This is a genomic window from Pseudochrobactrum saccharolyticum (genome assembly GCF_008801715.1).
Classification (GTDB): Bacteria; Pseudomonadota; Alphaproteobacteria; order Rhizobiales; family Rhizobiaceae; genus Pseudochrobactrum; species Pseudochrobactrum saccharolyticum.
Genome location: NZ_VZPG01000003.1, coordinates 164,195 through 189,863, shown reverse-complemented (window position 1 = coordinate 189,863; position 25,669 = coordinate 164,195). Strand labels below are relative to the sequence as shown.

Genomic DNA, 25,669 nt, shown 5'->3' with positions numbered 1-25,669 from the left:
CACATAAGGACAAAAAAGCATTTAGGATCACGGAATCTCCTTCTGCATGAATAACAATAATCAGGGGTAATCATGACAGATACAACAATCGGCAGCAGCGGCGGCTCACGCGGCGGAGCTGCTCTCAAACTCATCTTCTTCAGTTTTATCGGCATCTTTTTCTTCTTTGTGCCGGTGACGATCGGCGGCAAATCCACCATTCTGCTCGACCATGCAGCGACCGCTATCGCCACACAATTACGGCCTGCGGCGCTGACTTTTGTCTGCCTGCTGATAGCCTATGGCGCGCTCAGCCCGTTTGTCCGCGGGACATGGAACAAGAACCTGACCGAGACGATTTTCTCAGTTTTGCGTGTGCTGGGTCTGGTGCTCACAATCATGTATCTCGCCGGTGTCGGACCGGCATTGCTGTTCACGCCGGATATGCTGCCGTTTCTTTTTGACAAGCTTGTCCTCTCCGTCGGCCTGATTGTGCCGATTGGTGCCTTGGCACTGGCATTTCTGATCGGCTACGGATTGCTGGAATTTACCGGCGTGATTGTGCAGCCGGTAATGCGCCCGATCTGGCGCACACCAGGCTGGTCAGCGATTGATGCGGTGGCCTCTTTTGTCGGCAGCTATTCGCTGGCTTTGCTGATTACCGACCGCGTTTACCGCGAGGGCAAATATACCGCGCGTGAAGCTGCAATTGTTGCCACCGGCTTCTCGACTGTTTCAGCAACTTTCATGATTATTGTCGCCAAGACACTTAATCTGATGGATGTATGGAACCTGTATTTCTGGACAACTTTCTTCGTGACTTTCATCGTTTCGGCGATTGTTGCGCGCCTGTGGCCGCTGGCCAAAATGGATCATCCGGCCACCCGCGACACACCGCTTCCGGAAGGTAAATCCCGCATCACAACCGCGATTGATGCGGGTCTGGAACAGGCAGAAAAAGCGCCTCACATTCTGCCGATGCTGCGTGCGACTTTCCTCGACGGCTTGCGTATGGCCTCGATGATCCTGCCAAGCATTATGGCCGTTGGTCTGCTCGGCCTGCTGGCCTCCAAATATACGCCGGTCTTTGATGTGCTGGGTCTCGCGCTCTATCCGTTCACATGGATTGCCCAATTGTCAGAACCAATGCTGGCTGCAAAATCCATGGCGTCAGGTCTGGCTGAAATGTTCCTGCCTGCCATCCTGCTGAAAGATGCCGATGTGACGCTGAAATTCGTAGCTGCAGTGGTTTCCGTCTCGCAGGTACTGTTTCTCTCGGCCTCTATCCCTTGTGTGCTTGCAACTTCAATCCCGCTCAAATTCCGTGATCTGATCGTGATCTGGTATATCCGCACGGCACTCAGCATTCTGCTGACAGCGCCTGTGGCGCTCTGGGCAGTTTCAAACGGCTGGTTACAATAAATGCAGCTTCTCAAAAATCATCAGCACCGCCGGATGCCGTGGAAGAACGGCGGCGGTGTAACCGTTGAAATCGCGGTTTTCCCTGCCGATGCGTCAGTCGATAATTTCGACTGGCGTATCAGCACCGCAACGGTAGCCAGTGACGGGCCGTTTTCGGTTTTTACCGGCATCGACCGCACTCTATCCGTACTGGAAGGCGACGGGATTATCCTGTCTGTTGAAGGGCTGGACGATCAGGAACTGAAAGGTGAAACACTACCCTTTTCCTTCCCTGCCGACAGCCCGACCAGTGCGAAATTGCTCGGTTCTGCCATCATCGATCTGAATGTGATGACGAGACGCGGGCGGTTTACACATCAGGTCAGTCGTCATCAGATTTCAGCTGAGACGGCAGTGTCCCTTTCCGGCGCAACCGTTCTGGTCTTTTGCAGCAGCGGTACGGTACAGGCCGGAGATACACAGCTTGAGGTCAATGATTGCCTGAGGTTTGAGCAATGCAGCAATACAGAGCTTCAGCTTTCCGGCAGCGGCACAGTCTTTGTGATTGCGCTCAATCCTGTCTGATCTTCCAGCCATGTTTTGCAAATCGCAATCATGGTGCTCACAGGCTGGTCGCAGGACAGCATCAGCGTTGCCGGTTCGCCTTGCGGGTTTTCAAAGCTTGCCAGTTGCGAGGCGTGCAAAGATGCGGGCATGAAGTGCCCGTGTCTCGCCTGCAAACGCGCAGCAATCATGGCGGGATCGCAGGTCAGGCAAATGAAATATAAAGGCTCGCCGGTCTGCTCACGCAGCAAATCCCGATAGGATTTTTTCAGCGCTGAGCAACTCGCCACCGCACCTTCAGGCAGTGTTAAAATCTGCTCAGAAATCGCCTGAAGCCAAGGCAGGCGGTCAGCATCATCCAACGGCTCACCCGCCTGCATTTTCGCAATATTGGCAGTCGGGTGCAGATCATCGCCTTCAATAAAAACCAGTGCCAGTGTCTGCGCCAGAGCACCGGCCAGAGTAGACTTGCCGGAACCGGAGACGCCCATCACAATAATACGCACCGGTTCCTGCTTGCTCATTCATTGTTCCGTTATTTATGGCAGGAAATCATTGGTAAAATACGCGGAGAAATCCGGTTTTTCCTGCACAACAGCACCTTCTTTATCATAGAGAATCTGCGCTTTAAATAAAAACTCGCCCATAGCATTCATGGTTTCAGGGCGCATTTTGCCGATTGTACCATCACTGTCACGCAGGAAATGCCCATCATTGAGAGCCTTCAGCGAGGCGCGGATCAGCTTGTCATCGGTCAGCACATCCTGATTACCGCGAATGAGAATATCCGCCGCTTCATCCGGATGATCGGCAGCGAAAGCATAGCCGCGTTGTGTGGCACTCAGGAAGGCTTTTGCCGCATCAGAATTTTCACTGAGATATTTGCCCGATGAGACCAGTAATGTCGTATGCTGATCCGGCACACCATAATCGGAGTAGCGGAATGCCCGCTGTTTCACGCCTTCAAGTTCGTTTTTCACACCTTCCCATGTCACGATTTCCAACGTGAAATCCACAGCGCCATTAGCCAATGCCTCATAGGCAGAGGTGCCGAGTGTCACAATTTCAAACTCACCTTTACCACCGTCAGCGCGGATCATACTGGCAATCATCCTGCGCTCCCAGTTGGAACCAAAACCGGCATAGGTTTTGCCATCCAGATCTTTCGGAGACTGAATATCTGCCCTGTCATCCATAAAGACCAGACGGCCGGTTTCATGCTGCACAACGGCATAGGTTCCGACAAGATCAGCACCCGCAGTGCGCTGCGCGAAAAGACCGGTAGAACCGACAATCCCGAAATCCGCCGCGCCACTGGGGACCAGCACACCCGCCGATGTATCGGAATAAGGCAGGATCGTTACATCCAGACCAGCTTCTTTATAAAAACCCTGATCGCGGGCAATGAACATGCCGATATGATTGGTATTCACTGTCCAGTCGAGGGCGACAGTGACTTTCGCCGGATCTTTAGCGAAAGATGTGACCGGCAGAAGGCTCATTGCACCGGACAGAGCCAGTGCGGATAACAGGCGGCGGCGATTGAGAATTGCCATGATTATTTCCTTACACATTCAGGAGGAGATCTAGAATTTCAGCTTCCAGCGCGGCAGCTTTTTCCAATGCGGTTTTGTGCATAGAGTCCCGTCTCGGGCGCGGAAGATCGACAGTCACCTCATGCACAACCCTGCTCGGGCGTGCCGACAACACATAAATCCGGTCTGAGAGATAAACGGCTTCCCGCACATCATGGGTAATCAGCAAAGCCGTCCAGCGATGGCTCTGCCACATGCTCTCCAGCCAGTGCTGCATCGAAGCGCGGGTTAGAGCATCCAGCGCACCGAATGGCTCGTCCAGCAGCAGCATTTTCCGTTGCTGGACAACTGTGCGCAGCAAGGCTGCCCGCTGGCGCATACCGCCTGACAACTCCGCCGGATAGGCCTGCTCAAAACCGGCAAGGCCAAATTCCTCAAACAATGGCTCAGCTAATTGGCGGGCATCCTTGCGGCTCATGCCCTGCACTTCCAGCCCCAGCGTGGCATTATCTATCATACGCCGCCACGGCATCAGCGCATCGCGCTGTGGCATGAAAGCGAAAACATCGCGTGCCTGCGCCAATGGTGCCCCGTCAAACATGATGCGCCCTTGCGAGAGCTGTTCCGCACCGGTCAGCAGATTGAAAATCGTCGATTTACCCGCACCGGACGGCCCTAAAACCGAGACAAACTCGCCTTCCGCCACATGAAGGGAAATATTGCGCAGAACTTCCAATGCGCCAAAGGACTTGGCGACAGATTGCAGTTGCAGACGTGTCATTGCCCTGCCCCCCGTTCTGTTTTCAGCCACGGGGCGACCCATTTCTGCACCAGCAACGTCAGACCAAACAGGCTCAAAGTCAGCGTAGCGCTGATAAACACCGCAGCCAGCACCAGATCAGGCCGGAAGTTATTTTTGGCATTGAGAATATAAATGCCCAGCCCTTTCAAAGCACCGGCATATTCAGCAAATATCGCACCGACAACTGCATAGGTAATTGAGATGCGTAAGCCAGCGAAGAAGTAAGGCAAAGCCGAAGGAATACGCGCTAGGCGGAAAATCGTCCATCTGCCTGCGCCCATTGAGGCCAGCAAATGCTCAATTTCTTTATCCGTCGCAGCATAACCCTGCACCAGTGCCACAAGCATCGGGAAAAATGTGACCAGAGAGACCAGCAGAATTTTCGGCAGTAAACCAAAGCCGAACCACAGCACAATCAAAGGTGCAATGGCAATCAGCGGCAGGGTCTGGCTAATGATGAAAACCGGAAACAGCGCGCGCCGCAACAGAATATACCGGTCAATCAGTACGGAGAGCAGGCAGGCAGTGATGACCGAGCAGCTGAAGCCGATCAGCGTTGCACGGATTGTCGGCAGCGTATTGTCCCACAAAGCCTGACGATGCAGAAACATCTGCTGAAGAATTCGGCTTGGTGCAGGCAAGACGGAAGGTGCGATGCCTGACAGCGCGACATAGCTTTCCCAGAACAGAAAGATCGCACTGACCGACAAAATGGCGGGCAGAAATGTAGCGATATAATCAGACGATTCGCGTGCAGATTGCGGGCAATCTGCAGCGGCAGCTTGATAAACAGACATGACAGAATTCCGGTGACAAGAATACGGGTAAAACTTGCAGCGAAATTCTTCAGATCAGCCGGAAATAGCCCGCCGGAATTGCCGTGACAGTATTAAGGGAAATTTGTGCGCCAGAAAACATGGTCCGCCTCGCTCCGCTAGTATTACCCAGATCAGCTTTAGAGTCCGCCAGTTTGACACTAGCATCTCAGCCCCGGCACTACGGAGCCCCCCTGTGGATGCGCGAGATTAAGCACATATTGCAGTCGTTTGAAAGAGTATAAATAAAAACGGCGCATATGATTGCTCACATGCGCCGTTTCATTCCAATTTTCAGAAGAAATTATTTCTTCACTTCAGCAGCCACTGTATCCAGTGCCTTGGCAAAAGCGCCAACCATTTCATCAACCTGTTTTTCATTGATGATCAGCGGCGGGCAGAATGCAACTGTGTCCAGCATATTGCGGCAGATAACGCCATTGTTCAGCAGCGCAGCATTTGCCATCAGGCCAAGATTACCGGCTTTTTCAAGCGGTTCTTTGGTCTGCTTGTCAGCAACCAGTTCAACCGCTGCAATCAGACCCTTGCCGCGCACTTCACCCACAAGCGGATGATCGGCAAGTTCGCGCAGACGCTTCTGCATATGCGCGCCGACTTCACGGGCATTAGCAACCAGATTATTTTCTTCAATAATCTTGATATTTTCATTGGCAACAGCTGCAGCAACCGGATGCGCACCACCGGTATAACCATGACCGAAAGTACCGATACGATTGCTCTCATCAGCCAGCGGTGCAAAGACTTTTTCATTCACTACAAGTGCCGAGATCGGCAGATAAGAGGATGAAAGCTGCTTGGAGAACACCATAATATCCGGCTGCATTTTGAAGGTCTCAGAACCGAACATATTACCGGTACGGCCGAAACCGCAGATCACTTCATCCGCAATCAGCAGAATGTCATATTTCTTCAGAACAGCCTGAATTTTACCCCAATAGCTGTCCGGCGGCACCACAACACCACCGGCACCCATGATCGGCTCGCCGATGAATGCAGCGATGGTATCAGGGCCTTCTGCCAGAATCATTGCTTCCAGATCAGCAGCCATACGGTCGGTGAACTGTTCTTCCGTTTCACCCGGCAGCGCCTCGCGCCAGTAATGCGGGCAGGATGTGTGCAAAATATTGGCAATCGGCAGATCGAAAGACATCTGGTTTGCAGGCAGGCCGGTGAGGCTTGCAGCAGCAATCGTCACACCATGGTAACCGCGCTTGCGGCTGATGATCTTTTTGCGCTGCGGCTGGCCGAGTGCATTGGAACGGTACCACAGCATTTTAATCGCGGTATCATTGGCCTCGGAGCCGGAATTGGTGAAAAACGCCTTGCTCATCGGCACCGGCGCCATGGTCACCAGCTTCTCCGCCAGATCAATCACAGGGCCGTGGGATTTATGGCCAAAATTGTGATAATAAGGCAGTTTCTGCATCTGTTTGGTGGCAGCATCCACGAGACGCTGTTCCGAGAAGCCTACGCCCACGCTCCACAGACCGGCCAGACCTTCAATATAGCGCTTGCCGTTATTGTCCTCGACATAGATCCCGTCACCTTTTTCAAGGATCATCGGTCCGATTTCCTGATGACGACGCGCATTCGTATAGGAATGAAGGTGATACTGAATATCACGCGCTTCAGGTGAATTCGGCTGCTTATCCATAGTTCCCTACCTGGTTTATTTCAGAACGGTTTTTGTTTTCCGAACCGGAAACCGTTCATCGCTTTGCTCGGCGCAGTTCTAAGCTAAAACCGGTTCCGCTTTTGGCTTAAAACTGCTCTGAAATTTCTCCGCTGAAGCGATGATCTGAAATAAAATCCCGCCTCCCATTTGATGCATCATGTTTTTTATATAATAGTTTGTCAAGCATATCGCAGAGCCCAATTTATTGTTGCGACAGGCTTGATAAACAGCGTAATCAATAACATTGCCGTGATTTTATTCATGGTTATGATGAGTCATTTTATTCGAAACATTTCCGGCAAAACAGGGCCGGATATGAAGTGAGATCATAAAAACAGAACAGTTCGCTCACTGCGGGGGACATATCTTGCATGAATGGCATTTCAGAACTTCAGACGCTTGAACACCATAATCTCGGCGAAATCGTCTATCGCAAACTCTCACAGGCGCTGATGCGCGGACAATTCGCGCCGGATACAAGGCTGACAATCCGTGAATTGGCGGCATCACTGGGTACCAGTGTCACGCCAGTGCGCGATGCATTGCTGCGGCTCATTCAGGATGAAGCGCTGATTCAGAAAACACCGCGGGATATTCGCGTACCGGTGCTGGATCAGAAAAAATATGAAGAAATCCGTGCCATCCGTGTGCGTCTTGAAGGACTTGCCGCCAGACAGGCAGCTCAACAGGCCAGTAAAAAAGACATAGCCCGCCTCTGGAAACTGGTCGAAGATAATGACAAGGCTATGAAAAAGCAGCTCTGGGGCGATGCCTTGGCGATGAACCATATTTTCCATTCGGCCTTGGTGGAAGTAGCCGACATGCCGGTGCTCAATTCCATCATCAACCGGCTATGGCTGCAAATGGGACCACTGATTGCCGATGCCTATAAACATGGCGGACGGGCAATGATTGATGACCATTATAAAATCGTGGAGGCGATTGAAAATCGCGATGCGGATGCTGCGGAAGCAGCAATCGCTCATGATATTCTGACAGCCAGCGATCTGATTATCAGTCGCATCCGCTTGCACAGTCCGGACAGCTGATCCACAATCTTTTTCAGGCTTAACGGTTTGCCCTGACAAAATCCCGACAATTCATTTGCCCGTTATGCACAGTCAGCGGATTTATCATTACAAATCGTTAAGCTTGGTAAAAAAACAGTTTTCTTGCTTTTTTTCATCGCCAAGCTGTGACAAGACTGCAAACACGGCATGACAGCCGGTGTTTGTCAGGAGTATGTTTTATCTCTCCGGTGTCTTGATTTTATCGCATTGTTGCGCACATCCGGTGAGAATACCGGGCGGGTGCGGCAATGCCCCGGCTTTTATTTATATTTCAGGGATATTGCCATTTCATGACTGTGCTGTTTTTGCGTCTGGCAACGTTGAGCATAACGCTTCCGGCTCTCGCGTCCTGTGTCGCTGTCGGCCCCGACTATCAGACTCCGTCCACTTTATTGCCCGCTTCCTGGAGCGGACAAAAATCTGCACCGGCCAAACCGGCGCAGCTTGCACAATGGTGGAAACGTTTCAATGATCCGGTGCTGGACAATCTGATCGGGCAGGCCGTTCAAGGTAATAATGATGTTGCGCTGGCAAAAGCCAAAATCCGCGAAGCCCGTGCCTCCTATCAGCAGGCAGGCGGCGCGTTATATCCTGTGCTTGACGGCTCAGGCAGTGCGAAACGTTCCAAGAGCGGCGACAGCGGTGAAAGCACCGGTCTCACTGCCGGTCTGAATACCAGCTGGGAGCTTGATCTTTTCGGCGCAAATCTCCGCTCCGTGGAAGCCGCGCGCTATGGTCTGGATGCCGAGCAGGAAAATATGCATGCGGTTCTGGTGACCATGATCGGTGACATTGCCAGCAATTATGCGGAATTACGCGGCTTGCAGGCACGCATAGCGCTGACAGAACGCACCGTAAAATCTCAACGTAAAACCGCTGAACTGACCCGTGCACGGTTTAATGCCGGTGATATTTCCGAAGTCGATCTGGCCAATGCAGAAGGGCAAACCAGCAGTACGGAAGCGCAGATTCCGGAACTGAAAACCGCCTATGCGAAGAGCCTGCATCGCCTGTCGGTATTGACCGGTCAAGCGCCGACGGCACTGACCGCTACGCTTGAAAAAACGAAGCCTGTTCCTGTGGTTCCGGCAATCGTGACGGCCGGTATCCCCGCCGATTTATTGCTGAACCGTCCTGATTTGCGGGTTGCAGAGCGCAATTATGCACGCTCCACCGCAGTCATCGGCCAGAGACAGGCAGCTCTCTATCCGAGTGTCAGCCTCACCGGTAATATCAGTACTGCGGGAGCGCGGATCGGCGATCTTGGAAAAGGCTCCACAATCAGCTGGGGTTTTGGCCCGAGCCTGACCGTTCCGCTGTTTAAAGGCGGACAACTCAATGCCGCAGTCGATGCTGCGAAAGCCAGCCGCGATCAGGCCTTTATCAGCTATCGCAAAGCTATTCTGACCGCTTTGGAAGAAGTTGAGAATGCCAGCGTGTCGCTTAATCAACGGCGTATTCAATATGCCAAGACACAAAAAGCTGTACAGTCTTACCGGCGGGCAACGGAGCTTTCCCGTGCGCTCTATGAGAGCGGCTCCACGAGTTTCCTTGATCTGCTGACATCCGAACGTTCACTCTATTCGAATGAAGGCAGCCTGATTCAACTCAGGGTCAGCCTGCTGCAGGATTATATCAACCTGCAAAAGGCACTGGGTGGCGGCTGGGACGGCACCATTATAACAGACAAAGCTGAAATTCAGGACGGCTATACAGGGCCGCATCTGGTAACCCAAAAAAGAATACCCTGAAATGAAGTTTCAGGCTGATGAGGTATAGATGAACGGTAGTTCCAAAAAGAAACGCGGTTTTGCTAAAAAATGGCTCTTCTGGTTGCTTGCAATCGCAGGGCTGGCTGCTGTTCTCTATTACTTCACTGCGGATTATTTCAAGACTGAAACCCCGCAGATTATGACTTATACGGTGCGCAAGGGCGATATTGAAACCACAGTCCTTGCCACAGGCATTCTCAAGCCTGCACGACTGGTGGCTGTGGGTGCACAGGCTTCCGGCCGTGTGCTGAGCCTCAATGTCAAAGCCGGACAGCTGGTGAAAAAAGACGATCTGATTGCCCAGATTGACGCCACCACCCAGCAGAATGATCTGCGGAAGGCGAAAGCGGAAGAAGTTCGCAATCAGGCAGACCGTGAAGATAAAATCGCCCAGCTGGAGCTGACCAAACAGGATCTGACCCGCCAGCAGCAGATGGTGTCGCGCAATGCCATTTCGCGCGCCGATTATGACAAGGCCGTCAAAGCCGTTAAATCCGCCGAAGCGCAGATCGCATTAAGCGATGCTCAGATCGTGGTGTCAAAAATCGCTGTTGAAACGGCTGAAGCCAATCTCGGTTATACGCAAATCCGTGCGCCGATTGACGGCACAATTCTGGCAACTGTTGTGCAGGAAGGCCAGACGGTTAATGCTGTGCAATCAGCACCGACCATTGCTATTATCGGCCAGCTCGACACCATGACAGTTGAAGCCGATATTTCTGAAGCCGATGTTGTAAATGTCAAAGAAGGACAGGATCTTTACTTTACGATACCCGGCCAGAGTAACAAGCGCTACACAGCCAAATTGCAGATTCTGGAACCCGCGCCGCAATCCATCGTCAGCGACAAGAGTTTTGGCGGCACCAGTGCGGCGAGCAGCAGCAGCAGCACAGCCTCAGCCATTTATTACAAGGGTATTTTTGACATTGCCAATCCTGACGGTGTGCTGAAAACCTATATGACTGCTGAAATTCATATCATTTTGGGGCAGGCTGATAATGTTTTGCTGATCCCTTCCACCGCGCTGTCTGAGCCTGATGAAAAAGGTAAAGTCACGGTGCGGGTGATGGAGCAGAACGGGACTATCAGCGAAAAACCGGTCGAAACCGGCCTGAATGACAAGGTTCTGGTTGAGATCATCTCCGGCCTGAAAGAAGGCGAAAAAATCGTCACCGGCGACAGTGCCGGCGGACCGGCAGTTCCGCGCAGCCGCCGCGGCCGCTCCATAAGGTTCTGATGATGGAAAAGCCGCTGATCACCCTCGAGCATCTTTATCGTCATTACCCTTCAGGCGACGGTTTCACCACTGTGCTGAAAGATGTCAATCTGACAATCGGCCATGGTGAAATGGTGGCGATTGTCGGTGCCTCCGGCTCCGGCAAATCCACTCTGATGAATATTTTAGGCTGTCTCGACAGACCTTCCGAGGGCAAATATTTCATCTCCGGACGGGAAACCTCCGATCTTGATGCCGATGAACTCGCCCAGTTGCGGCGCGAGCATTTCGGTTTCATTTTTCAGCGCTATCATCTGCTCAATGAGCTGAGTGCTGTCGGCAATGTTGAAATCCCCGCAATTTATGCCGGTCAAAACCGCGAAGACCGGCAGGAGCAGGCCATTCACATACTCGACCGGCTTGGTATGGGAGACCGGACTCATCACCGACCCGGCCAGCTTTCCGGCGGTCAGCAGCAACGTGTTTCTATTGCCCGTGCACTGATTAATAATGCCGATGTTATTCTGGCCGATGAGCCAACCGGTGCTCTGGACAGCCATAGCGGTGAGGAAGTTCTCAAAATCCTTGAAGAGCTGCACCGCGAAGGCAAAACGATCATCATCGTGACCCATGACCGCAATGTCGCCGAGCGGGCGCAACGGATCATTGAGATCAGCGACGGGGAAATCATCTCCGACACGACCCGCGACGAGAAGGCTGCAACTGCGCAGGCACCTGAGAGCGACATTGCCGCCACAACGGGGACAGGCAAAGGCGGGCACTCATCGCTGGGCACACTAGCTGATCGTTTCGGCGAAGCTTTTCTGATGGCATTGCGCTCGATGAATGCGCACCGGCTGCGCACTTTTCTGACAATGCTCGGTATTATTATCGGCATTGCTTCGGTTGTCTGTGTTGTGGCACTCGGCAAAGGCTCACAAAAGCAGGTGCTCGACCAGATCAGCAGTCTCGGTACCAATACGCTGGAGATTTTCCCCGGACGCGGCTTTGGCGACCGTATGTCTGCCCGCATCACCACTTTGACGATTGATGATGCCAATCAGCTTGCCAAACAACCCTATATTATGGCCGCAACGCCTACGGTTTCCACACCGGCCACAGCGCGTTTTGGCGGCGTGGAAGCAAATGCCCTGATTAACGGCGTCAGCGACCAGTATTTTGTCACCCGCGGCAGTAAGATTGCTGAAGGACGCTTTTTTGACGAGCAAAGCGTTCAGGATATCGCGCTGGATGCGGTGATTGACGAGAATACGCGCAAAACCCTGTTCGCGAATTTCCACGACAGTCCGGTCGGCCAGATTATCATTCTCAAAAATGTGCCGGTCAGAATTGTCGGCATCATGCAGCCGGAACAAGGCGGGTTCGGCTCCAGTGAAAACCTGTCCATCTATCTGCCCTATACCACAGTGCAGACCCGTATGACCGGTTCACGCGTTTTGCGCAGCCTCACATTGCGCATCAGTGATGATACGTCTCCTGAACTGGCAGAAAAAGCTGTCACCGCTTTTCTGATCCAGCGGCATGGTGAGCAGGATTTCACCATCCTGAACACTGATGATATCCGCAAAACCATCACCAGCACAACGCAGGCACTCACCCTGCTGGTCTCAGCAATTGCGCTGATTTCGCTGCTGGTCGGCGGTATTGGCGTGATGAATATTATGCTGGTTTCCGTATCCGAGCGGATCAATGAAATCGGTGTGCGGATGGCTGTCGGCGCAAGACGCAGCGATATATTGCAGCAATTCTTGATCGAAGCCGTGCTTGTCTGTCTGATCGGCGGCTTTCTCGGTATTATGGTGGCAATGGGCTTCGGCTGGCTGTTCAGACAATTCAATACACCATTTGAACTGATCTATTCGCCATTCTCAATCATCGCCGCATTTATCTGCTCAAGCCTGATCGGGATTTGTTTCGGCTTCCTGCCCGCGCGCAATGCCTCCAAGCTTGACCCTGTGGCAGCTCTTGCCCGCGACTGATTTTTCGTAGAGCGCCACTTTTGGTTGTAAAAGTGGCGCTGCAATTATCTTTCTTTTACCATAAATCCAATTGTCAAAAATTTTCACAGAATTTTCTGCCCGATAAATAAATAACGCCTATTCCACAGAGATAAACCTTATAGAATAAAAACATATAATTAGAGAATTTTTGCTCAAACATTGAATTTATTGCTCTATAATAATCAAATTAAATCAACAATTTGAGTTGTATTTTTACTACATTATTTTGATTAACTTGAAAATATGATTATGGCTCATGCTTTCATAAGGAGTCATTGCGTGAAAAATAAATTTTTACTTTTAACTGCTGCGTTTTTTATTTCAAATATCAATATTTCTCATGCGGCTGATGTCGTTTACAATAGCCCTGAAGCACCTGCCTATGATGAATCCTCAATCTGGGGTGGTGCCTATATCGGCGGTCAGGTCGGGTATAATTGGGCGAAGACAAAGCTATACGGCTATAATAGCGATCTGTCTGCAAACTCAAACGGCTTTATGGGCGGTCTTTATGCCGGTTATAACTGGGAGTTTTCAAATGCTTATTTATTCGGCCTTGAAGGCGACATTAATTATTCTGATTTGAGCAAAGATAGCGATATTCTCATCGGTACACGTAATTATGTCTGGAACAGTCGCGTTGAATGGGAAGGCGCGCTCCGCGCCCGTTTTGGTATCAACTACGAACGCTGGCTGCCTTATGTCGCCGGTGGTGTGGCTTTTGCAGGTATTAAACATAATCTGACAACCGGAAACACCGATCTCGGCACAACATCCAATACCAATGTCGGCTTCACACTCGGCGCGGGTGTTGATTATGCGCTGACCAATAATCTGTTGCTGCGTGCGGAATATCGCTACAGCGACTATGGCAAAAAAGGCATCGACGATAATGATCTGGTGGAAGCAAAACTCACCACCAATAATATACGGCTGGGTATAGCCTATAAATTCTAAGCCCCCCAGTTCTTAAAACAGCATCTCCGGAATACTCAGGCAATATTCCGGAGATTTATTATTCTGCAACCCTCACGGCTCCAGCGAGGCTGGCAGCATTGCGCCCTGCCAGTCACCGATAAAACGCTGTCTGCGCATCTGATCCTGCGCCGCCAGCAAGGAAGGTCCGATCCGTATCGGCCTGCCAATGCCCGATGTCAGCAAAGATCCCGGTGCATTAATGTCTGACGGCGGCACACCATCCCACGGAAATGAAATCCCTTCCTGCAAAGCAACCGCCTTCCCTTGCGGTGAAAGCAGATAATCCAGAAAACTTTCCCCGAGGCGGTAGTTTTTTGCGTAACGCGGCAGCAAGACACCCCTGCTGAGAATATGCGTATAATCCCGCATCATCGTTATGCGTAATTTGGGATTCCGCTTTTGCGCGGCATAGGCATAAGAGCCCAGAATATTATAGCCGATATAGAGTTCGCCGCTTTCCAGCCTGCTGAGCACATCATTATTGCAGCAATATAATGCGCTCTCTGTCCGGCTCATACTTTCCAACAACCGCCCGTAGGTCGCGGATGCCTGCTGCGCATCAAGAAAAGCAAGCAAATAGCCTATGCCGGATGTCCGCAAATCATAGGTTCCGACACGGCGGAAATAATAATCATTTTTCCTGCGCAGCAGATCAGCCAGTTCGCCATGTGTTGCGGCCATTTCATCCGGTACCACATAATCGCTGTTATAGACCAGAACGGCCGGTTCAAAAGTGAAGCCGTAAACTTCATTGCGCCACTGCGTCCACTCAGGAACATTGACCGTATATTGCGACTGATAGGATCGGGCGCATCCGTCATTGGCGAGTTTGACCAGATGATCGACAGAGGATGATAAAATAACATCAGCAAAAGATGTTTTAGCCATACAGGCCGCATCCGCATCCTCGTAAAGATCATTGGTTACACGATCATTATAGGCGACAGCTATATCCGGTCTTTGCTTTTGAAAGTCCCTGATTAAAGGCGCAATCGCAGCTGTATCCATCGCTCCGCTGATTTGCAGGCGCTCTGTTTCTGGTTTCAGGGCAGGAAACAGACTGAATGTCCCCTCGGAAGCGCTGACAGGAGATGCAAAACCAGTCACAAACCAAACGGCCAGCACAGATAATCTCACGGCCTGATCTTTGTTCATCATGTGTCCTGCCCCAGCGGAATATCCAGAATGACACAGAAATTGCTATGCGTGGTTTTCTCCCTGAAGCGGATCAGACCACTATGGGCAGTTGCGACTTCCGAAGCGATGGCAAAACCCAGACCGGAATTACCCTCATGCGGCTTCGATGTCATGAAGCGCTCAACAACATGAGGCCATTTTTCAGGCGGGATACCCTCCCCGTCATCGGAAACCTCCACCAGAGCACGGTTGTTTTCTGCGGAAACCCTGACCGCAAGTTCAGCCTTGCTGCCATGGCGCAAGGCATTGTCGATAATATTGGCAATTGCCTCGCGCAGACTGACAATATCCCCCGCTACCGACACTTGCTTTTGCGCAGCCTCAAATGACACCACAATATCAGGGTTAACTGTCACCGGCACAGCCATGCGGAAAGCCTGTCTGGCAACAATAACCAGATCTGTCTTTTCCAGATGTACTGTCCCTGCCCTGTGAATGACCATGGCATGATTGAGCAACTGCCCCGTCAGTCTTGATAATTCCGTGATACGAACGCGCATACGCTGCAGGGAATGTTGTGCATTTGCAGGTAGGGTTTCGGTTTCCAGCATATCCGCCTGCGCTGCCAAAGCTGTCAGCGGCGTGCGTATCTGATGTGCCGCATCAGCAATAAAGCGCTGCAGCAGCATCACCCTCTGGTCGAGCCGGTTCATAAAATGATTGATCGAACCGATAAACGGCTTCATCTCGGTCGGTATATCAAGATCAAGCGGGGTCAGATCCTGCGGATCGCGTTTATGCAGCGCGCTGCCAAGCGCCGCCACGGGTTGCAGCGAATAACGTATTGCCAGAATTCCGGCGATCAATGCCAGAAAACTCATCAGAATAACGAGTAAAATCGCACGACTGGTAATCTCCTGTGTCAGCGCATTTCTGGCTTCGGTTGTTTGCGCCACCAGCACATATGCCCATCCGGATAAAGGCGGATCCGACAAAACACGGGAAACAACCACGAGACGCACAGGCGTGTCACGATAAACATCATTGAGAAAAACCGGCCCTGTCCGCGCCGCAGTATAATCAATATAACCGGCCAGATCGCGATAACCTGTCAGGGTTTGCCCTTCCGTATCAATCAGGCGGTAAAAAATACGGTCTTCCTGTGAGAATCCCAGCAATTCAAAGGCCGAAACCGGCAGACTGGCATTCAGCTTGCCATCCTCGATGGACAGGCTGCCGGCCATTTGCAAAGCAGCACCGAGCAACAACCGGTCATAGGTCTGGCTGGCAGCGCTGCGCCCGTAATACCATGCAGCGGTGATAAGCAAGGCCGCGCCGATAGTCAGAATAATCGTGACCCGCAGAACCAACCTGCCAAAAAGCGAATGCTCACGTGCCATTATCTGCGACCATCTGGTAGCCGATGCCACGCTGTGTAATGATCCTGACGCGCGCGCCCTCGATCTTTTTTCTCAGACGGCTGATATAAAGCTCAACAGCATTGCTGTTTACCTCTTCATCAAAACCGTAGAGATGATCCATCAGCTCACCCTTACTGAACAACCGCCCCGGCCTTGAGAGCAGCAATTCCAATATTGCGATTTCACGCCTTTTCAGCTGAATTTCTTTTGTACCCACCGAGACCGAACGGCTTTGCCGATCAAGAATAAGGTCACCGCAGGTGATAAGATTGGTGGCGCCGCCATTTTTACGACGTAACAGCACCCTGATACGCGCTTCAAGCTCACGAAAATCAAAAGGTTTCACCAGATAATCATCCGCGCCGATATCCAGCGCACCAACACGGTCTTCAACCTCGGAGCGCGCCGTCAAAATCAGCACCGGTGTCATATTACCGGTCTTACGGATATGTTTCAGTATCTCGAAACCGTTCATGCCGGGCAGCATAACGTCGAGAATAACCAGATCATATTCGGTAAAGCCGAGAATTTCTGCAGCCACAGCGCCGTCTGTTTGCCAGTCAATCAGGTGACCGGTTTTTTGCAGGCGCTGGCTGATTGCCTCCCCGACGTCAGTTGTGTCTTCCACCAAAAGAATGCGCATAATACCGAGTTAACATGAGAAAAGCGCAGCGCACAAGAACGAGAAAATCTATTTTCGGTGACAGTCTCATGACAGGTTCATATGGAAGTTTCGCCCGATCACAGACTGGGAGGAATGTCTGTGATGCCGGTTACTGCGGTCTTCACACCGCGATGTAAAACTGCCGGTTGTCGTTCAGATATTGCGAGGAACCGCCAGCAGAGCGGATGAGAGGGAGCGCATATGAAACATCTATTTATCGGTGCATTGGCCGTTGCCGGAGTGGCTTTCACTGCGGGAGCAAGTGCTCAGGCCGAACCGTCAAAACCGGAATGTCTCGCGGGGGCGAAGCCAGGCGGCGGTTTTGATCTGACCTGCCGTCTGGCAGCAAATGCACTGCTGGCGACAAAAACAATCAATAAACCAATGGCTGTCACCTATATGGAAGGCGGCGTCGGCGCAGTTGCTTATAATCATGTCATCGGCAAACGCGCAGCCGATAATAATATGATCGCAGCAGCCTCCACCGGCTCGGCGCTGCTGATCGCACAGGGCAAATTTGGTAAATATGATGAAAGTGCCGTCCGCTGGCTTGGTGCTCTCGGCACAGATTACGGCGTGCTGGTTGTGGCGGCAGATTCCCCTTACAAAAACCTTCAGGAACTGATTGCAGCCTATAAGGAAAATCCTTCTGACTTTGCCATTGCCGGCGGCGGTGCGGTCGGATCGCAGGACTGGATGAAGGGTTCCCTGCTGGCCAAAAATGCCGGTCAGGATCCGAAACAAATGCGCTATGTCGCGCTTGAAGGCGGCGGCGCAGTTCTGACTGCTCTGGAAGGCGGCCATGTCAAAGTCGGCGCCGGTGATGCTGCGGAAATGTCAAAGCATCATGCCGCAGGCAAAGTGCGTATTCTTGCGGTGATGGCACCAGAGCGTCTGCCGGGTGATCTTAAAGATGTTGCAACTGCCCGCGAACAGGGCGTTGAAATCGACTGGCCGGTCTGGCGCGGTTACTATGTCGGCAAAGATGTTTCCGACGCCGATTATAAATGGTGGGTCGATGCTTTTGCCAAAATGGCAGAAACACCGGAATTTGCTCAGGAGCGTGAAGCCCGCGGCCTTTATGCCTATACCCAGATCGGGCAGGCTTTTGACGATCAGGTTAAAGCTGACGTAGCACGCTTTAAAACACTGGCCAAAGAAGCAGGTATGTAAACGCAACCTTGCGGGTGGCGCGGCCTCCATTCCGTGCCGCCTGCATAGCGGCTCCGCACCCTGACTGATCCCGCATCCTGAGCTTTTGCCGGTATTGCAGGACCAATCTGTTTCACTTCTAAACTTCTCTGGCTGTGTCCGGATATGCAGCAGCATTTTCGCAAGGCCATGAACAAATTATGCGGCAACCGCCTTACCGGCGGCGATGCAGGAGGCAATTTATGTACGAAAACTCAGTCAATTCAAAACGTACAGGACTTATTTATGCGGCCTGTTTTCTGGTGCTGGCCGTGGTTTACGGCATCGGCGGCAGTCGCATTGACTATGCTTTTGCTTCAGATCCGCTCGGACCGAGGGTCGTGCCGGTGATGCTGGCAGTCATTCTCGGGCTGCTATGTTTCTTTTATCTCAGAAATCCGGGTGAGGCTGAAGAGTTTCCGCGCGGAGCCACATTGCTGCGGGTGCTGGCCGTGCCCCTGACACTGGTTGTGGCCGTGCTCATGCTTGAAACCGCGGGGTTTCTGCTGACCGTTTTCTTCATCGTTACCGTAATTGCAGCCCTGTTTGGCGCACCGCTGAAATTCGCACTGGCAGGTGGCGCAGTACAAGCCCTGCTTTGGTGGTTTGTGTTTTCCTATTTGCTCGAAGTCTATCTGCCCAAGGGCATTGTTTTTGGCTGATTGGCCGTATCTCAGCCGGCCATTTTTCCGCCGAAAGGAATTTCTCAAATGAATCTTGATTATCTCTGGAACGGTTTTGCCGTTGCCCTGACAACTCAAAATCTTCTCATCGGCCTGATCGGCGCTTTTATCGGCACAATGGTCGGCGCCCTGCCCGCCATCGGCCCCATAAACGGCATCGCTCTGCTGCTGCCGATTGCCTATACAATGGGTCTGCCGCCGGAAAGCACGATGATCCTGCTGGCAGCCATTTATTGCGGTGCCGAATATGGTGGTCGTATTTCCTCAATCCTGCTCAATGTCCCGGGTGATGCCGGTGCGGTGATGACTGCGCTGGACGGAAATCCGATGGCGCGTCAGGGACGTGCCGGTGAAGCGCTGATGCTGTCCGGACTGGCCTCATTCGTCGGCGGCATGATCGGCGCAACAGGGTTGGCACTTTTTGCGCCACTGCTATCCGGTATTGCGATCGGCTTTGGTCCGGCCGAATATTTTGTACTGATGGTGTTTGCCTTTGCCACACTCGGTTCCATGGTCGGCTCACAACCTGCCAAAACACTGATCGGCTGTGTGATCGGCCTGATGCTGGCAACCGTCGGTCTCGATGCAACCTCCGGCGCCTATCGCTTCACCTTCAATGAACCCGAACTCGGCGATGGTATTGAATTTGTTGTGCTGGTGATTGGTCTTTTCTCGATCTCCGAAGCATTACTCATTCTGGAAAATCAGGCTAAAGGCCATACTGTTATCCGCAATATGGGACGTATGTTTGCCCGCTGGAGTGATGTTGTGCGCTCAACCGGCGCAACATTGCGCGGTTCTTTCATCGGCTTCATCGTCGGCGTTTTGCCCGGCACCGGCGCATCCGTTTCCAGTGCTGTTTCCTATACAACTGAAAAACGTATCTCCGACACGGAAGGTACTTTCGGCAAAGGCGATGTCCGCGGCCTTGCGGCACCGGAAGCGGCGAATAATGCAACAGCCTGCGGTGCCTTTGTGCCAATGCTGACGCTGGGTGTACCGGGATCAGGCACCACTGCCGTTATGCTCGGTGCGTTGATGCTCTATAATATTCAGCCGGGCCCGATGCTGATTGCCGAACGCCCTGAAATTGTAGGCGGTCTGATTGCTTCCCTGTTCATCGGCAATATTCTGCTGCTGTTACTCAACCTGCCGCTCGTCAATATATTTGCGCGTCTTCTAACACTGCCGAACTGGATTCTGGTACCGGGTATCCTCATCCTCTCAATTATCGGTGTCTATTCCAGTCATGCATCTGTCTTTGCAGTGCTGCTGATGCTTGCCATCGGCATGGTCGGCTGGCTGCTGCGTAAAGCGGGCTTCGATATGGCGCCGATTATTCTGGGCTTTGTGCTCGGCAATATGATGGAAGTGAATCTGCGCAATGCACTGGCCATCAGCGGCGGAGATATCTCCATCCTGTTCCAGAGTAAAATCTCGCTGATCCTCTGGATACTGGCCGCAGCCGTGGCAATTATTCCGGCGGTACTTGCCCGCAGGGCACGCCAGAAAAAACGCCTTGCTGCCGAAGTCGCCTGATTACGCAGCCACAGAACAACAAGAGGGGGAGCAGATTTGCTCCCCCTCTTCATTTTCATAAGGCTTTGTCATTTTTTTATGTTACGGATTGGCTTGCTCCGGCAATTGCAAATCCTTTGAAGAGTATCTCATGTCACTGACTGATATTGTGTTTATCGTTATTCCGATTGTTGTCGCGATGCTTATTGCCCTGTCGGTCAGTACAGGAAAATTGCGCAGAGAATATTATTGGGCGGTTATTCCTCTGCCGCAATTGCGTTGATTACGCTGCTGCTGACAGCTTGAAGTGTTCCTGCCGCTTCAAACACATCAGCGGGATATTTTCGGATAAGTGATGCTCTCAACATTCTCCGTCATCATTCTGTGGACATTATATTTTTCGGTTCCCAAACCGCCAGAACCGGAAATGTGCAGCGCAGAAGACGGAGATCATGCTTTGTCTGAAAAGCAGATAGAAGCATGGACGTTGCAAACAGCACAATGCTCCTGTTTTATCTCTCTGAAAGGCACAGAGCAGAGCGAGTTTTCAATGGTGGTTGTCAAAGCAACACCGGACCAGAAACAACCGCGTTTATCGGCTATGCTGTCAGTCGTTCAGGAATTTCCGGAAAATACCGGCCGCTATCCGGTTTTTATCAATGATCGCGAAATCAAAGCCGAAGTCATGCCCCTCGCCGGTACATTAACGGTTGAGCTGAACGGGGAAGCGGACTGGATCAAACTGATCTCAACAGCAAAAAAGCTGCAAATCGGCCCTTATTATTTTAAATCTGCACTGCCGGAAGCGGCCATGCATGAGCTGATCGCGTGTTACAAATCACTCAGCGGAAAAATACCGCACTGATTTCACATAAAGCCAAAACAAACGACAAAGCGGTAATTAAAGAAGTTCAAAGCTAAGTAGTGAGAAATAAGAGTGGTGCCCGGAGACGGATTTGAACCGCCGACACGCGGATTTTCAATCCTATTTGAATCATTGTTTTTAAACAATAATTTTATAAATATGTTACGTTATGTTGCACCTCTAAGCAATGCATTTTGAGCTAATGCCAGTTCGTCAGTTGCGTTATCAGATGGGAATAGGTGTCCATATACGTCAGCCGTAACATTGATTGTTGCATGCCCCATTCGTGATTGAACCACTTTTAACGGCATACCAAGGCCGCCATCCTCTTTGCGATTGATCAGCCATGAAGCAAAGAAATGACGCGTGCTATGCAGACCAGAATATTTTGCTTCCAATATCGGCCGCCCATCCTCATCGAGTTTACCGGTGTTAAGAACAACGCCAGCCTTAATTTGCGTTGGCGCCCAGCCGCGTCGACGAATGTTCGCTAAACTTTCGACCGTTCCAGCCCCCGTTGGGAAGCATAGATTTAATACTCCGTGCGGGCATTCTTTTTTCCATTCTTTCATTGCATCAATTACAATTGGTGGCACAGGAATGGTTCGTTCGCCTGCCTCAGATTTGGGAGCACCGATTTCATTAAACCGGTCTGCACGTTGGCTTACATGCACCTCACCTTTCTTCAGATTAACATCACTCCACCGTAAGCCTCGCAACTCAGACGCTCGCAACCCAGCGAAGATTGCCATCAAAAACAAAGGTCGCCACCTGCCTTCAAGTGCCATGACGATTGACCGGATCTCCTCTGTGGTTGGAATGTCCACCCCGACCTTCAGCTTGCCTTTCTTTCGTTTTTCAATACGGCGATCCGTACCGGAACTACGAGTTTTTGATTTTTCACGCACAACATTGCGAGCAACTAAACCCCGATCCTGTGCGTCTGACAACAATGAGCCGAGGCTCACCAATATCTTTCGAACCATTGCAGGAGAACGACCCTCATCACGCAATCTATCTTCGAATGCGCGTACCGCAGCGATATTTAATTTCGAAAGTTTGGTAGCGCCGATAAATGGAGAAATATGCAGATTTACATGCTGCGCATACTGATTAGCCGTAGAGCGCTCAAGCCCGCGCGCATCAACTGCAGACAGCCATAATTCGCCAGCCTTCTGAACAGTAACACTTTCAGATTCAGCAACGTGCGTACCATGACGAACCTCACCACGAACGGTCAAAAGGAAGTCATCGGCATCCTTTTTCCGAGTGAATTGCTTAAACCTCCGCTTGCCTTCACCGTCGCGGTACTCGGCAAGCCAGGCGTTCTTCCCGGATGGTAATGTTCGTTTTCGTAAAGCCATGGTTACACGCTATTTGACACGCAGAATGTATGCAACAGAAGGCGCCTATCAATTCGAATATGGGACGCTTAAACAGACGTTACTCCCGTAATTCACAACGTCTATTAGCTGTTTAGAATCTGTCTTGACTCTTCTTAAGATTGAGAACATTTGTAGAACAGAATTGAATTTTTAAAAACTTACCGACCTTTTGCGCACTCGTTTGCGCCACGGATTTGTTGTGCCATGCGTAAGCCAGAAACAATTGAACGTCTCTACCTCGACTTTGACGGCTTTTTTGCGAGTGTAGAACAGCAATGCGATAAGCGCCTGCGTGGTCGGCCTGTTGGCGTTGTGCCATTCGAAGGCACAGATCGTACGGCCGTAATCGCCTGTTCAAAAGAAGCGAAAGCCTATGGCGTCAAAAACGTCATGAAGATTAAGGATGCCAAAGCACTCTGTCCGGACCTGATTTTGGTCGGGCAGAAACCAGACCTGTATCGCCGCGCCCATAACGCCCTGCTCTGCGAGATTGAAACGGTTATCCCGATTGATACGGCTAAGAGCATTGATGAGTTAACCTGCATTTTGGATGAGCGCGGGCGGAGAGATCCGGAAGGCTTGGCACTTCAGATCAAGCAGAGAATTGGACAGAATATCGGGCCATACATCACAAGTTCAATCGGCTTCGCAGCCAACCGGCAGCTGGCAAAGATGGCCTGTAAAGCTGGTAAGGACGCCAGCAAGAAGGTTGGTCAGTATGGCAATGGTTTAGCAATCTGGCACCCGCATATGATGCCGGAGCCGCTGTTTAAGGTGAAGTTGGAAGATGTTCCGGGCGTTGGCCACAGCATGAAAATGCGGCTTGCTCATAGTCAAGTGATCACAACTGAGCAGCTCTACAATCTGCAGCCAAAACATATGCGCAAAATCTGGCGAAGTGTGAATGGTGAACGGCTGTGGATGGCGCTGCACGGCTACGACATTCAGGCCATGTCGCAGAAGCGTGGCATGTATGGCCATGCTCGTGTATTGCCGCCGGAGAGCCGTAGTATCAACGGAGCCTATGAGATTGCCCGTTTGCTCTTGGTCAAGGCTGGCAGGCGATTGCGGCGCGAGGAATACTATGCCAGCGGCTTGTGGCTCTGGATGGCAATTGATGGCGGCTCATGGTTCCGCACGATCAAAATGCCGACCGTGAATGATGAGCAAGCCATTATGACGGCGCATACAGCGCTTTGGGAATGCGCACGGAGAGAACTGCCGAGACGCACAACCATTTTCCGTGTCGGTGTTACCCTGATGGATTTGAGCGAGGCCAATGCCCGTCAGCTGGATATCTTCAACAATGATGATGCGATGCGGCAGAAATGGGAAAGAGCCAATGGCGCTATGGATGCGCTCAATTCCAAATATTCCAGCACGATTGTTCACATGGGTGAATGGAAGCCGCCAGCGGGTGGCCATGTCGGCGGTAAGATCAGTTATGTGCGCATCCCCTCTGCGGAGGACTTCTACTAATGGGCAACTGGAAAACAAACTACAGGGTCAGTGATTTATCTGACACTCAAAAGCTGGAAATGATCTGCAAGAAATGCAGCAGGCTTGTTTACATTAATAAGGCCACAATCTGCACAGCCAAAGGCCGTGAACAGCTCTACCTGGATGAGATTGAGAAACGCGCACGATGCAAGGCACGGGGCTGCAAAGGTCAGATGCGTATGGCCATGGTTCGGCTGGATGAGATGTCCGGCTTCACCGGAGGGCTGGCATGAGCGACGATATCAAATTCCGCACATCCAAAGGTATTTATATCCATTATTGCTTACATAAAGGGTGCAAGAACTGGGGAGCCTACGGCTTCAAAGGTCGCTTCGGCACAGAGTGGTTTTGTTTCGAGCATAAGGACGATGGATTATACATGCCGAAATGAACCAACGGTTCAATCCTGTATCTTAAACAAATTTATGGAAATGCTCATTGATTTGTTTTGTTCATCACTAAGTTCCAAGTCGGAAAGAATATTTTTCCGACAACAGGGATTAAAAGTGAACCAAGTATAAAGCCGAATATACCATCGGAAAATGCAGTCACTAACCAGTTAGCCACAGCAGCAAAGGCTTCTGAAACCTTGCTTGATGCTAATGTCGCCAGATACTCTATGAATCCATTCGGCTGATGCATCCCCAATTCATGCATTCCGTGAATGAAAATATTCCCACCGACCCAAAGCATCGCTGCGGTGCCGATTACGGTCAGTAGCCACAATAATTTGGGAACAGAACGAACCGTCCAATGACCAAAAGCACGCGTCCAAGACAATCTGCCTTTTTTGGCTAGAAGCACACCAAAGTCATCAAGTTTAACGATTACAGCGACGACTCCATACACAAGCAGTGTTACCATAAGACCAACCAAGCATAATGTTACTAACTCAATCCATAAAGATCGGGATTCAATCATTGAGAGAGCTAACGTCATAATCTCGGCAGATAATATGAAATCCGTCTTCACTGCGCCTGAGACACGACTTTCTTCAAGCGCTGTAGGATCCTGAACTTCATCAGTCTCACCGCCTTCGTGGGAATTTGAGGGAATTAGCTTATGCCAGATTTTTTCTGCGCCTTCGTAGCAAAGATACGCACCGCCAATCATTAGAAGCCCAGTCACTGCAACCGGAAAATAATAATCCAATGCTAATAAGCCCGGTATGAGAAAGGCCTTATTTCGCAAACTCCCCATAGCTATTCGTGCGATCATAGGAAGTTCGCGAGCCGCAGTTATTCCGACAACATAATTTGGCGTTACTGCAGCATCATCAATAATAACACCAAGGGTTTTTGTGCCGGCACGCGTTGCATTGGCAGCAATATCATCGACAGAAGCTGCAGCTACCTTCGCGATGGCAGCCACATCATCTAAAAGCGCCAGCAAACCACTCATATCATCATCTCCAATGGAATAAATAAGAGTAGTTCACCGATAAAAATAAACAAGA

The 25,669-nt window shown here is 51.2% G+C and carries 25 protein-coding genes; 15 read left to right on the top strand and 10 right to left on the bottom strand.

The window, feature by feature from the left end; translation table 11 throughout:
• Window positions 1-72 precede the first annotated feature (72 nt).
• Both F7P81_RS11045 and F7P81_RS11040 read left to right on the top strand, forming a co-directional pair.
• Window positions 73-1,401 (top strand): YjiH family protein, encoded by a 1,329-nt coding sequence (locus F7P81_RS11045; protein WP_151159546.1) that lies wholly within the window; start codon window positions 73-75, stop codon window positions 1,399-1,401.
• Window positions 1,402-1,965 carry a HutD/Ves family protein gene (locus tag F7P81_RS11040; RefSeq protein ID WP_151159545.1) on the top strand — a complete coding sequence of 188 codons (564 nt, stop codon included), beginning with the start codon at window positions 1,402-1,404 and terminating at the stop codon, window positions 1,963-1,965.
• On the opposite strand, the gene F7P81_RS11035 is transcribed toward F7P81_RS11040, so the two are convergent.
• The 5 genes from F7P81_RS11035 to F7P81_RS11015 all read right to left on the bottom strand — a co-directional run bounded on the left by F7P81_RS11035 (window position 1,914) and on the right by F7P81_RS11015 (window position 6,771).
• Window positions 1,914-2,468 carry a gluconokinase gene (locus F7P81_RS11035; protein ID WP_151159544.1) on the bottom strand — a complete coding sequence of 185 codons (555 nt, stop codon included), beginning with the start codon at window positions 2,466-2,468 and terminating at the stop codon, window positions 1,914-1,916. The genes F7P81_RS11040 and F7P81_RS11035 overlap by 52 nt on opposite strands.
• 15 nt (window positions 2,469-2,483) lie before the next feature.
• Window positions 2,484-3,500 (bottom strand): ABC transporter substrate-binding protein, encoded by a 1,017-nt coding sequence (locus F7P81_RS11030; RefSeq protein WP_151159543.1) that lies wholly within the window; start codon window positions 3,498-3,500, stop codon window positions 2,484-2,486.
• A 10-nt stretch (window positions 3,501-3,510) separates the two neighbouring features.
• Window positions 3,511-4,260, bottom strand: a complete 750-nt coding sequence (locus F7P81_RS11025) for an ABC transporter ATP-binding protein (RefSeq protein WP_151159542.1) — start codon at window positions 4,258-4,260, stop codon at window positions 3,511-3,513.
• Window positions 4,257-5,078, bottom strand: coding sequence for an ABC transporter permease (locus F7P81_RS11020; protein WP_151159541.1), 822 nt, complete (start codon window positions 5,076-5,078; stop codon window positions 4,257-4,259). The genes F7P81_RS11025 and F7P81_RS11020 overlap by 4 nt, the downstream gene beginning before the upstream one ends.
• A gap of 322 nt (window positions 5,079-5,400) precedes the next feature.
• The gene (locus F7P81_RS11015; protein WP_022709596.1) at window positions 5,401-6,771 is read right to left on the bottom strand and encodes an aspartate aminotransferase family protein; all 1,371 of its coding nucleotides are present in this window, start codon (window positions 6,769-6,771) and stop codon (window positions 5,401-5,403) included.
• 401 nt (window positions 6,772-7,172) lie between these two features.
• Between F7P81_RS11015 and F7P81_RS11010 the strand changes: the two genes are divergently transcribed.
• The 5 genes from F7P81_RS11010 to F7P81_RS10990 all read left to right on the top strand — a co-directional run bounded on the left by F7P81_RS11010 (window position 7,173) and on the right by F7P81_RS10990 (window position 13,828).
• Window positions 7,173-7,841, top strand: coding sequence for a GntR family transcriptional regulator (locus F7P81_RS11010; RefSeq protein ID WP_028233297.1), 669 nt, complete (start codon window positions 7,173-7,175; stop codon window positions 7,839-7,841).
• Between the two features lie 311 nt (window positions 7,842-8,152).
• The gene (locus F7P81_RS11005; protein WP_151159540.1) at window positions 8,153-9,613 is read left to right on the top strand and encodes an efflux transporter outer membrane subunit; all 1,461 of its coding nucleotides are present in this window, start codon (window positions 8,153-8,155) and stop codon (window positions 9,611-9,613) included.
• Window positions 9,614-9,641: 28 nt separating this feature from the next.
• Window positions 9,642-10,871: an efflux RND transporter periplasmic adaptor subunit gene (locus F7P81_RS11000; protein ID WP_151159539.1), complete on the top strand. Its 1,230-nt coding sequence runs from the start codon at window positions 9,642-9,644 to the stop codon at window positions 10,869-10,871.
• A 2-nt stretch (window positions 10,872-10,873) separates the two neighbouring features.
• Window positions 10,874-12,850, top strand: coding sequence for a MacB family efflux pump subunit (locus tag F7P81_RS10995; protein ID WP_183956646.1), 1,977 nt, complete (start codon window positions 10,874-10,876; stop codon window positions 12,848-12,850).
• A gap of 300 nt (window positions 12,851-13,150) precedes the next feature.
• Entirely contained in the window at window positions 13,151-13,828 is a 678-nt protein-coding gene (locus F7P81_RS10990) for an outer membrane protein (protein WP_022709602.1), read from the top strand.
• Between the two features lie 72 nt (window positions 13,829-13,900).
• Here the strand turns inward: F7P81_RS10990 and F7P81_RS10985 are convergent, their stop codons facing one another.
• The 3 genes from F7P81_RS10985 to F7P81_RS10975 are packed head-to-tail and all read right to left on the bottom strand — an operon-like array spanning window position 13,901 to window position 17,050.
• On the bottom strand, window positions 13,901-15,007 hold the full coding sequence (locus F7P81_RS10985; protein ID WP_246176101.1) for an ABC transporter substrate-binding protein: 1,107 nt from the start codon (window positions 15,005-15,007) through the stop codon (window positions 13,901-13,903).
• Window positions 15,004-16,386 (bottom strand): sensor histidine kinase, encoded by a 1,383-nt coding sequence (locus F7P81_RS10980; protein ID WP_151159536.1) that lies wholly within the window; start codon window positions 16,384-16,386, stop codon window positions 15,004-15,006. Before F7P81_RS10980 ends, F7P81_RS10985 begins: the two co-directional genes overlap by 4 nt.
• Window positions 16,376-17,050, bottom strand: coding sequence for a response regulator transcription factor (locus F7P81_RS10975; protein ID WP_151159535.1), 675 nt, complete (start codon window positions 17,048-17,050; stop codon window positions 16,376-16,378). The genes F7P81_RS10980 and F7P81_RS10975 overlap by 11 nt, the downstream gene beginning before the upstream one ends.
• 222 nt (window positions 17,051-17,272) lie before the next feature.
• On the opposite strand from F7P81_RS10975, the gene F7P81_RS10970 reads away from it, so the two are divergent.
• From F7P81_RS10970 to F7P81_RS10955, 5 genes are all read left to right on the top strand, one after another.
• Window positions 17,273-18,244: a Bug family tripartite tricarboxylate transporter substrate binding protein gene (locus tag F7P81_RS10970; protein ID WP_151159534.1), complete on the top strand. Its 972-nt coding sequence runs from the start codon at window positions 17,273-17,275 to the stop codon at window positions 18,242-18,244.
• Between the two features lie 221 nt (window positions 18,245-18,465).
• Window positions 18,466-18,924: a tripartite tricarboxylate transporter TctB family protein gene (locus F7P81_RS10965; protein WP_151159533.1), complete on the top strand. Its 459-nt coding sequence runs from the start codon at window positions 18,466-18,468 to the stop codon at window positions 18,922-18,924.
• A 48-nt stretch (window positions 18,925-18,972) separates the two neighbouring features.
• On the top strand, window positions 18,973-20,484 hold the full coding sequence (locus F7P81_RS10960) for a tripartite tricarboxylate transporter permease (protein ID WP_151159532.1): 1,512 nt from the start codon (window positions 18,973-18,975) through the stop codon (window positions 20,482-20,484).
• 130 nt (window positions 20,485-20,614) lie between these two features.
• Window positions 20,615-20,746 (top strand): hypothetical protein, encoded by a 132-nt coding sequence (locus F7P81_RS17230; RefSeq protein WP_281348907.1) that lies wholly within the window; start codon window positions 20,615-20,617, stop codon window positions 20,744-20,746.
• A gap of 174 nt (window positions 20,747-20,920) precedes the next feature.
• Complete coding sequence (locus F7P81_RS10955) at window positions 20,921-21,328, top strand: hypothetical protein (protein ID WP_151159531.1); 408 nt, start codon at window positions 20,921-20,923, stop codon at window positions 21,326-21,328.
• 167 nt (window positions 21,329-21,495) lie between these two features.
• On the opposite strand, the gene F7P81_RS10950 is transcribed toward F7P81_RS10955, so the two are convergent.
• Entirely contained in the window at window positions 21,496-22,692 is a 1,197-nt protein-coding gene (locus F7P81_RS10950; RefSeq protein WP_116088440.1) for a tyrosine-type recombinase/integrase, read from the bottom strand.
• A gap of 225 nt (window positions 22,693-22,917) precedes the next feature.
• Between F7P81_RS10950 and F7P81_RS10945 the strand changes: the two genes are divergently transcribed.
• From F7P81_RS10945 to F7P81_RS17100, 3 genes are read left to right on the top strand one after another with little or no spacing between them, the layout of a single operon-like run.
• Window positions 22,918-24,192 (top strand): Y-family DNA polymerase, encoded by a 1,275-nt coding sequence (locus F7P81_RS10945; protein ID WP_151159530.1) that lies wholly within the window; start codon window positions 22,918-22,920, stop codon window positions 24,190-24,192.
• Window positions 24,192-24,446, top strand: a complete 255-nt coding sequence (locus F7P81_RS10940) for a hypothetical protein (RefSeq protein WP_075656814.1) — start codon at window positions 24,192-24,194, stop codon at window positions 24,444-24,446. The genes F7P81_RS10945 and F7P81_RS10940 overlap by 1 nt, the downstream gene beginning before the upstream one ends.
• Window positions 24,443-24,604: a hypothetical protein gene (locus tag F7P81_RS17100; protein WP_170265255.1), complete on the top strand. Its 162-nt coding sequence runs from the start codon at window positions 24,443-24,445 to the stop codon at window positions 24,602-24,604. The genes F7P81_RS10940 and F7P81_RS17100 overlap by 4 nt, the downstream gene beginning before the upstream one ends.
• A gap of 44 nt (window positions 24,605-24,648) precedes the next feature.
• Here the strand turns inward: F7P81_RS17100 and F7P81_RS10935 are convergent, their stop codons facing one another.
• On the bottom strand, window positions 24,649-25,614 hold the full coding sequence (locus tag F7P81_RS10935; protein ID WP_151159529.1) for a DUF808 domain-containing protein: 966 nt from the start codon (window positions 25,612-25,614) through the stop codon (window positions 24,649-24,651).
• Window positions 25,615-25,669 lie beyond the last annotated feature (55 nt).

Excerpts from the sequence above, each read along its gene's own strand:
- F7P81_RS11025 (WP_151159542.1), bottom strand. The coding sequence starts at position 4,260 with ATGACACGTCTGCAACTGCAATCTGTCGCCAAGTCCTTTGGCGCATTG.
- F7P81_RS11035 (WP_151159544.1), bottom strand. The coding sequence starts at position 2,468 with ATGAGCAAGCAGGAACCGGTGCGTATTATTGTGATGGGCGTCTCCGGT.
- F7P81_RS10995 (WP_183956646.1), top strand. The coding sequence starts at position 10,874 with ATGGAAAAGCCGCTGATCACCCTCGAGCATCTTTATCGTCATTACCCT.
- F7P81_RS11045 (WP_151159546.1), top strand. The coding sequence starts at position 73 with ATGACAGATACAACAATCGGCAGCAGCGGCGGCTCACGCGGCGGAGCT.
- F7P81_RS10975 (WP_151159535.1), bottom strand. The coding sequence starts at position 17,050 with ATGCGCATTCTTTTGGTGGAAGACACAACTGACGTCGGGGAGGCAATC.
- F7P81_RS10965 (WP_151159533.1), top strand. The coding sequence starts at position 18,466 with ATGTACGAAAACTCAGTCAATTCAAAACGTACAGGACTTATTTATGCG.
- F7P81_RS11005 (WP_151159540.1), top strand. The coding sequence starts at position 8,153 with ATGACTGTGCTGTTTTTGCGTCTGGCAACGTTGAGCATAACGCTTCCG.
- F7P81_RS11000 (WP_151159539.1), top strand. The coding sequence starts at position 9,642 with ATGAACGGTAGTTCCAAAAAGAAACGCGGTTTTGCTAAAAAATGGCTC.
- F7P81_RS10950 (WP_116088440.1), bottom strand. The coding sequence starts at position 22,692 with ATGGCTTTACGAAAACGAACATTACCATCCGGGAAGAACGCCTGGCTT.
- F7P81_RS11030 (WP_151159543.1), bottom strand. The coding sequence starts at position 3,500 with ATGGCAATTCTCAATCGCCGCCGCCTGTTATCCGCACTGGCTCTGTCC.
- F7P81_RS10970 (WP_151159534.1), top strand. The coding sequence starts at position 17,273 with ATGAAACATCTATTTATCGGTGCATTGGCCGTTGCCGGAGTGGCTTTC.
- F7P81_RS11020 (WP_151159541.1), bottom strand. The coding sequence starts at position 5,078 with ATGTCTGTTTATCAAGCTGCCGCTGCAGATTGCCCGCAATCTGCACGC.
- F7P81_RS11015 (WP_022709596.1), bottom strand. The coding sequence starts at position 6,771 with ATGGATAAGCAGCCGAATTCACCTGAAGCGCGTGATATTCAGTATCAC.
- F7P81_RS10985 (WP_246176101.1), bottom strand. The coding sequence starts at position 15,007 with ATGATGAACAAAGATCAGGCCGTGAGATTATCTGTGCTGGCCGTTTGG.
- F7P81_RS10945 (WP_151159530.1), top strand. The coding sequence starts at position 22,918 with ATGCGTAAGCCAGAAACAATTGAACGTCTCTACCTCGACTTTGACGGC.
- F7P81_RS10935 (WP_151159529.1), bottom strand. The coding sequence starts at position 25,614 with ATGAGTGGTTTGCTGGCGCTTTTAGATGATGTGGCTGCCATCGCGAAG.
- F7P81_RS10940 (WP_075656814.1), top strand. The coding sequence starts at position 24,192 with ATGGGCAACTGGAAAACAAACTACAGGGTCAGTGATTTATCTGACACT.
- F7P81_RS17230 (WP_281348907.1), top strand. The coding sequence starts at position 20,615 with ATGTCACTGACTGATATTGTGTTTATCGTTATTCCGATTGTTGTCGCG.
- F7P81_RS11040 (WP_151159545.1), top strand. The coding sequence starts at position 1,402 with ATGCAGCTTCTCAAAAATCATCAGCACCGCCGGATGCCGTGGAAGAAC.
- F7P81_RS10960 (WP_151159532.1), top strand. The coding sequence starts at position 18,973 with ATGAATCTTGATTATCTCTGGAACGGTTTTGCCGTTGCCCTGACAACT.
- F7P81_RS10980 (WP_151159536.1), bottom strand. The coding sequence starts at position 16,386 with ATGGCACGTGAGCATTCGCTTTTTGGCAGGTTGGTTCTGCGGGTCACG.
- F7P81_RS17100 (WP_170265255.1), top strand. The coding sequence starts at position 24,443 with ATGAGCGACGATATCAAATTCCGCACATCCAAAGGTATTTATATCCAT.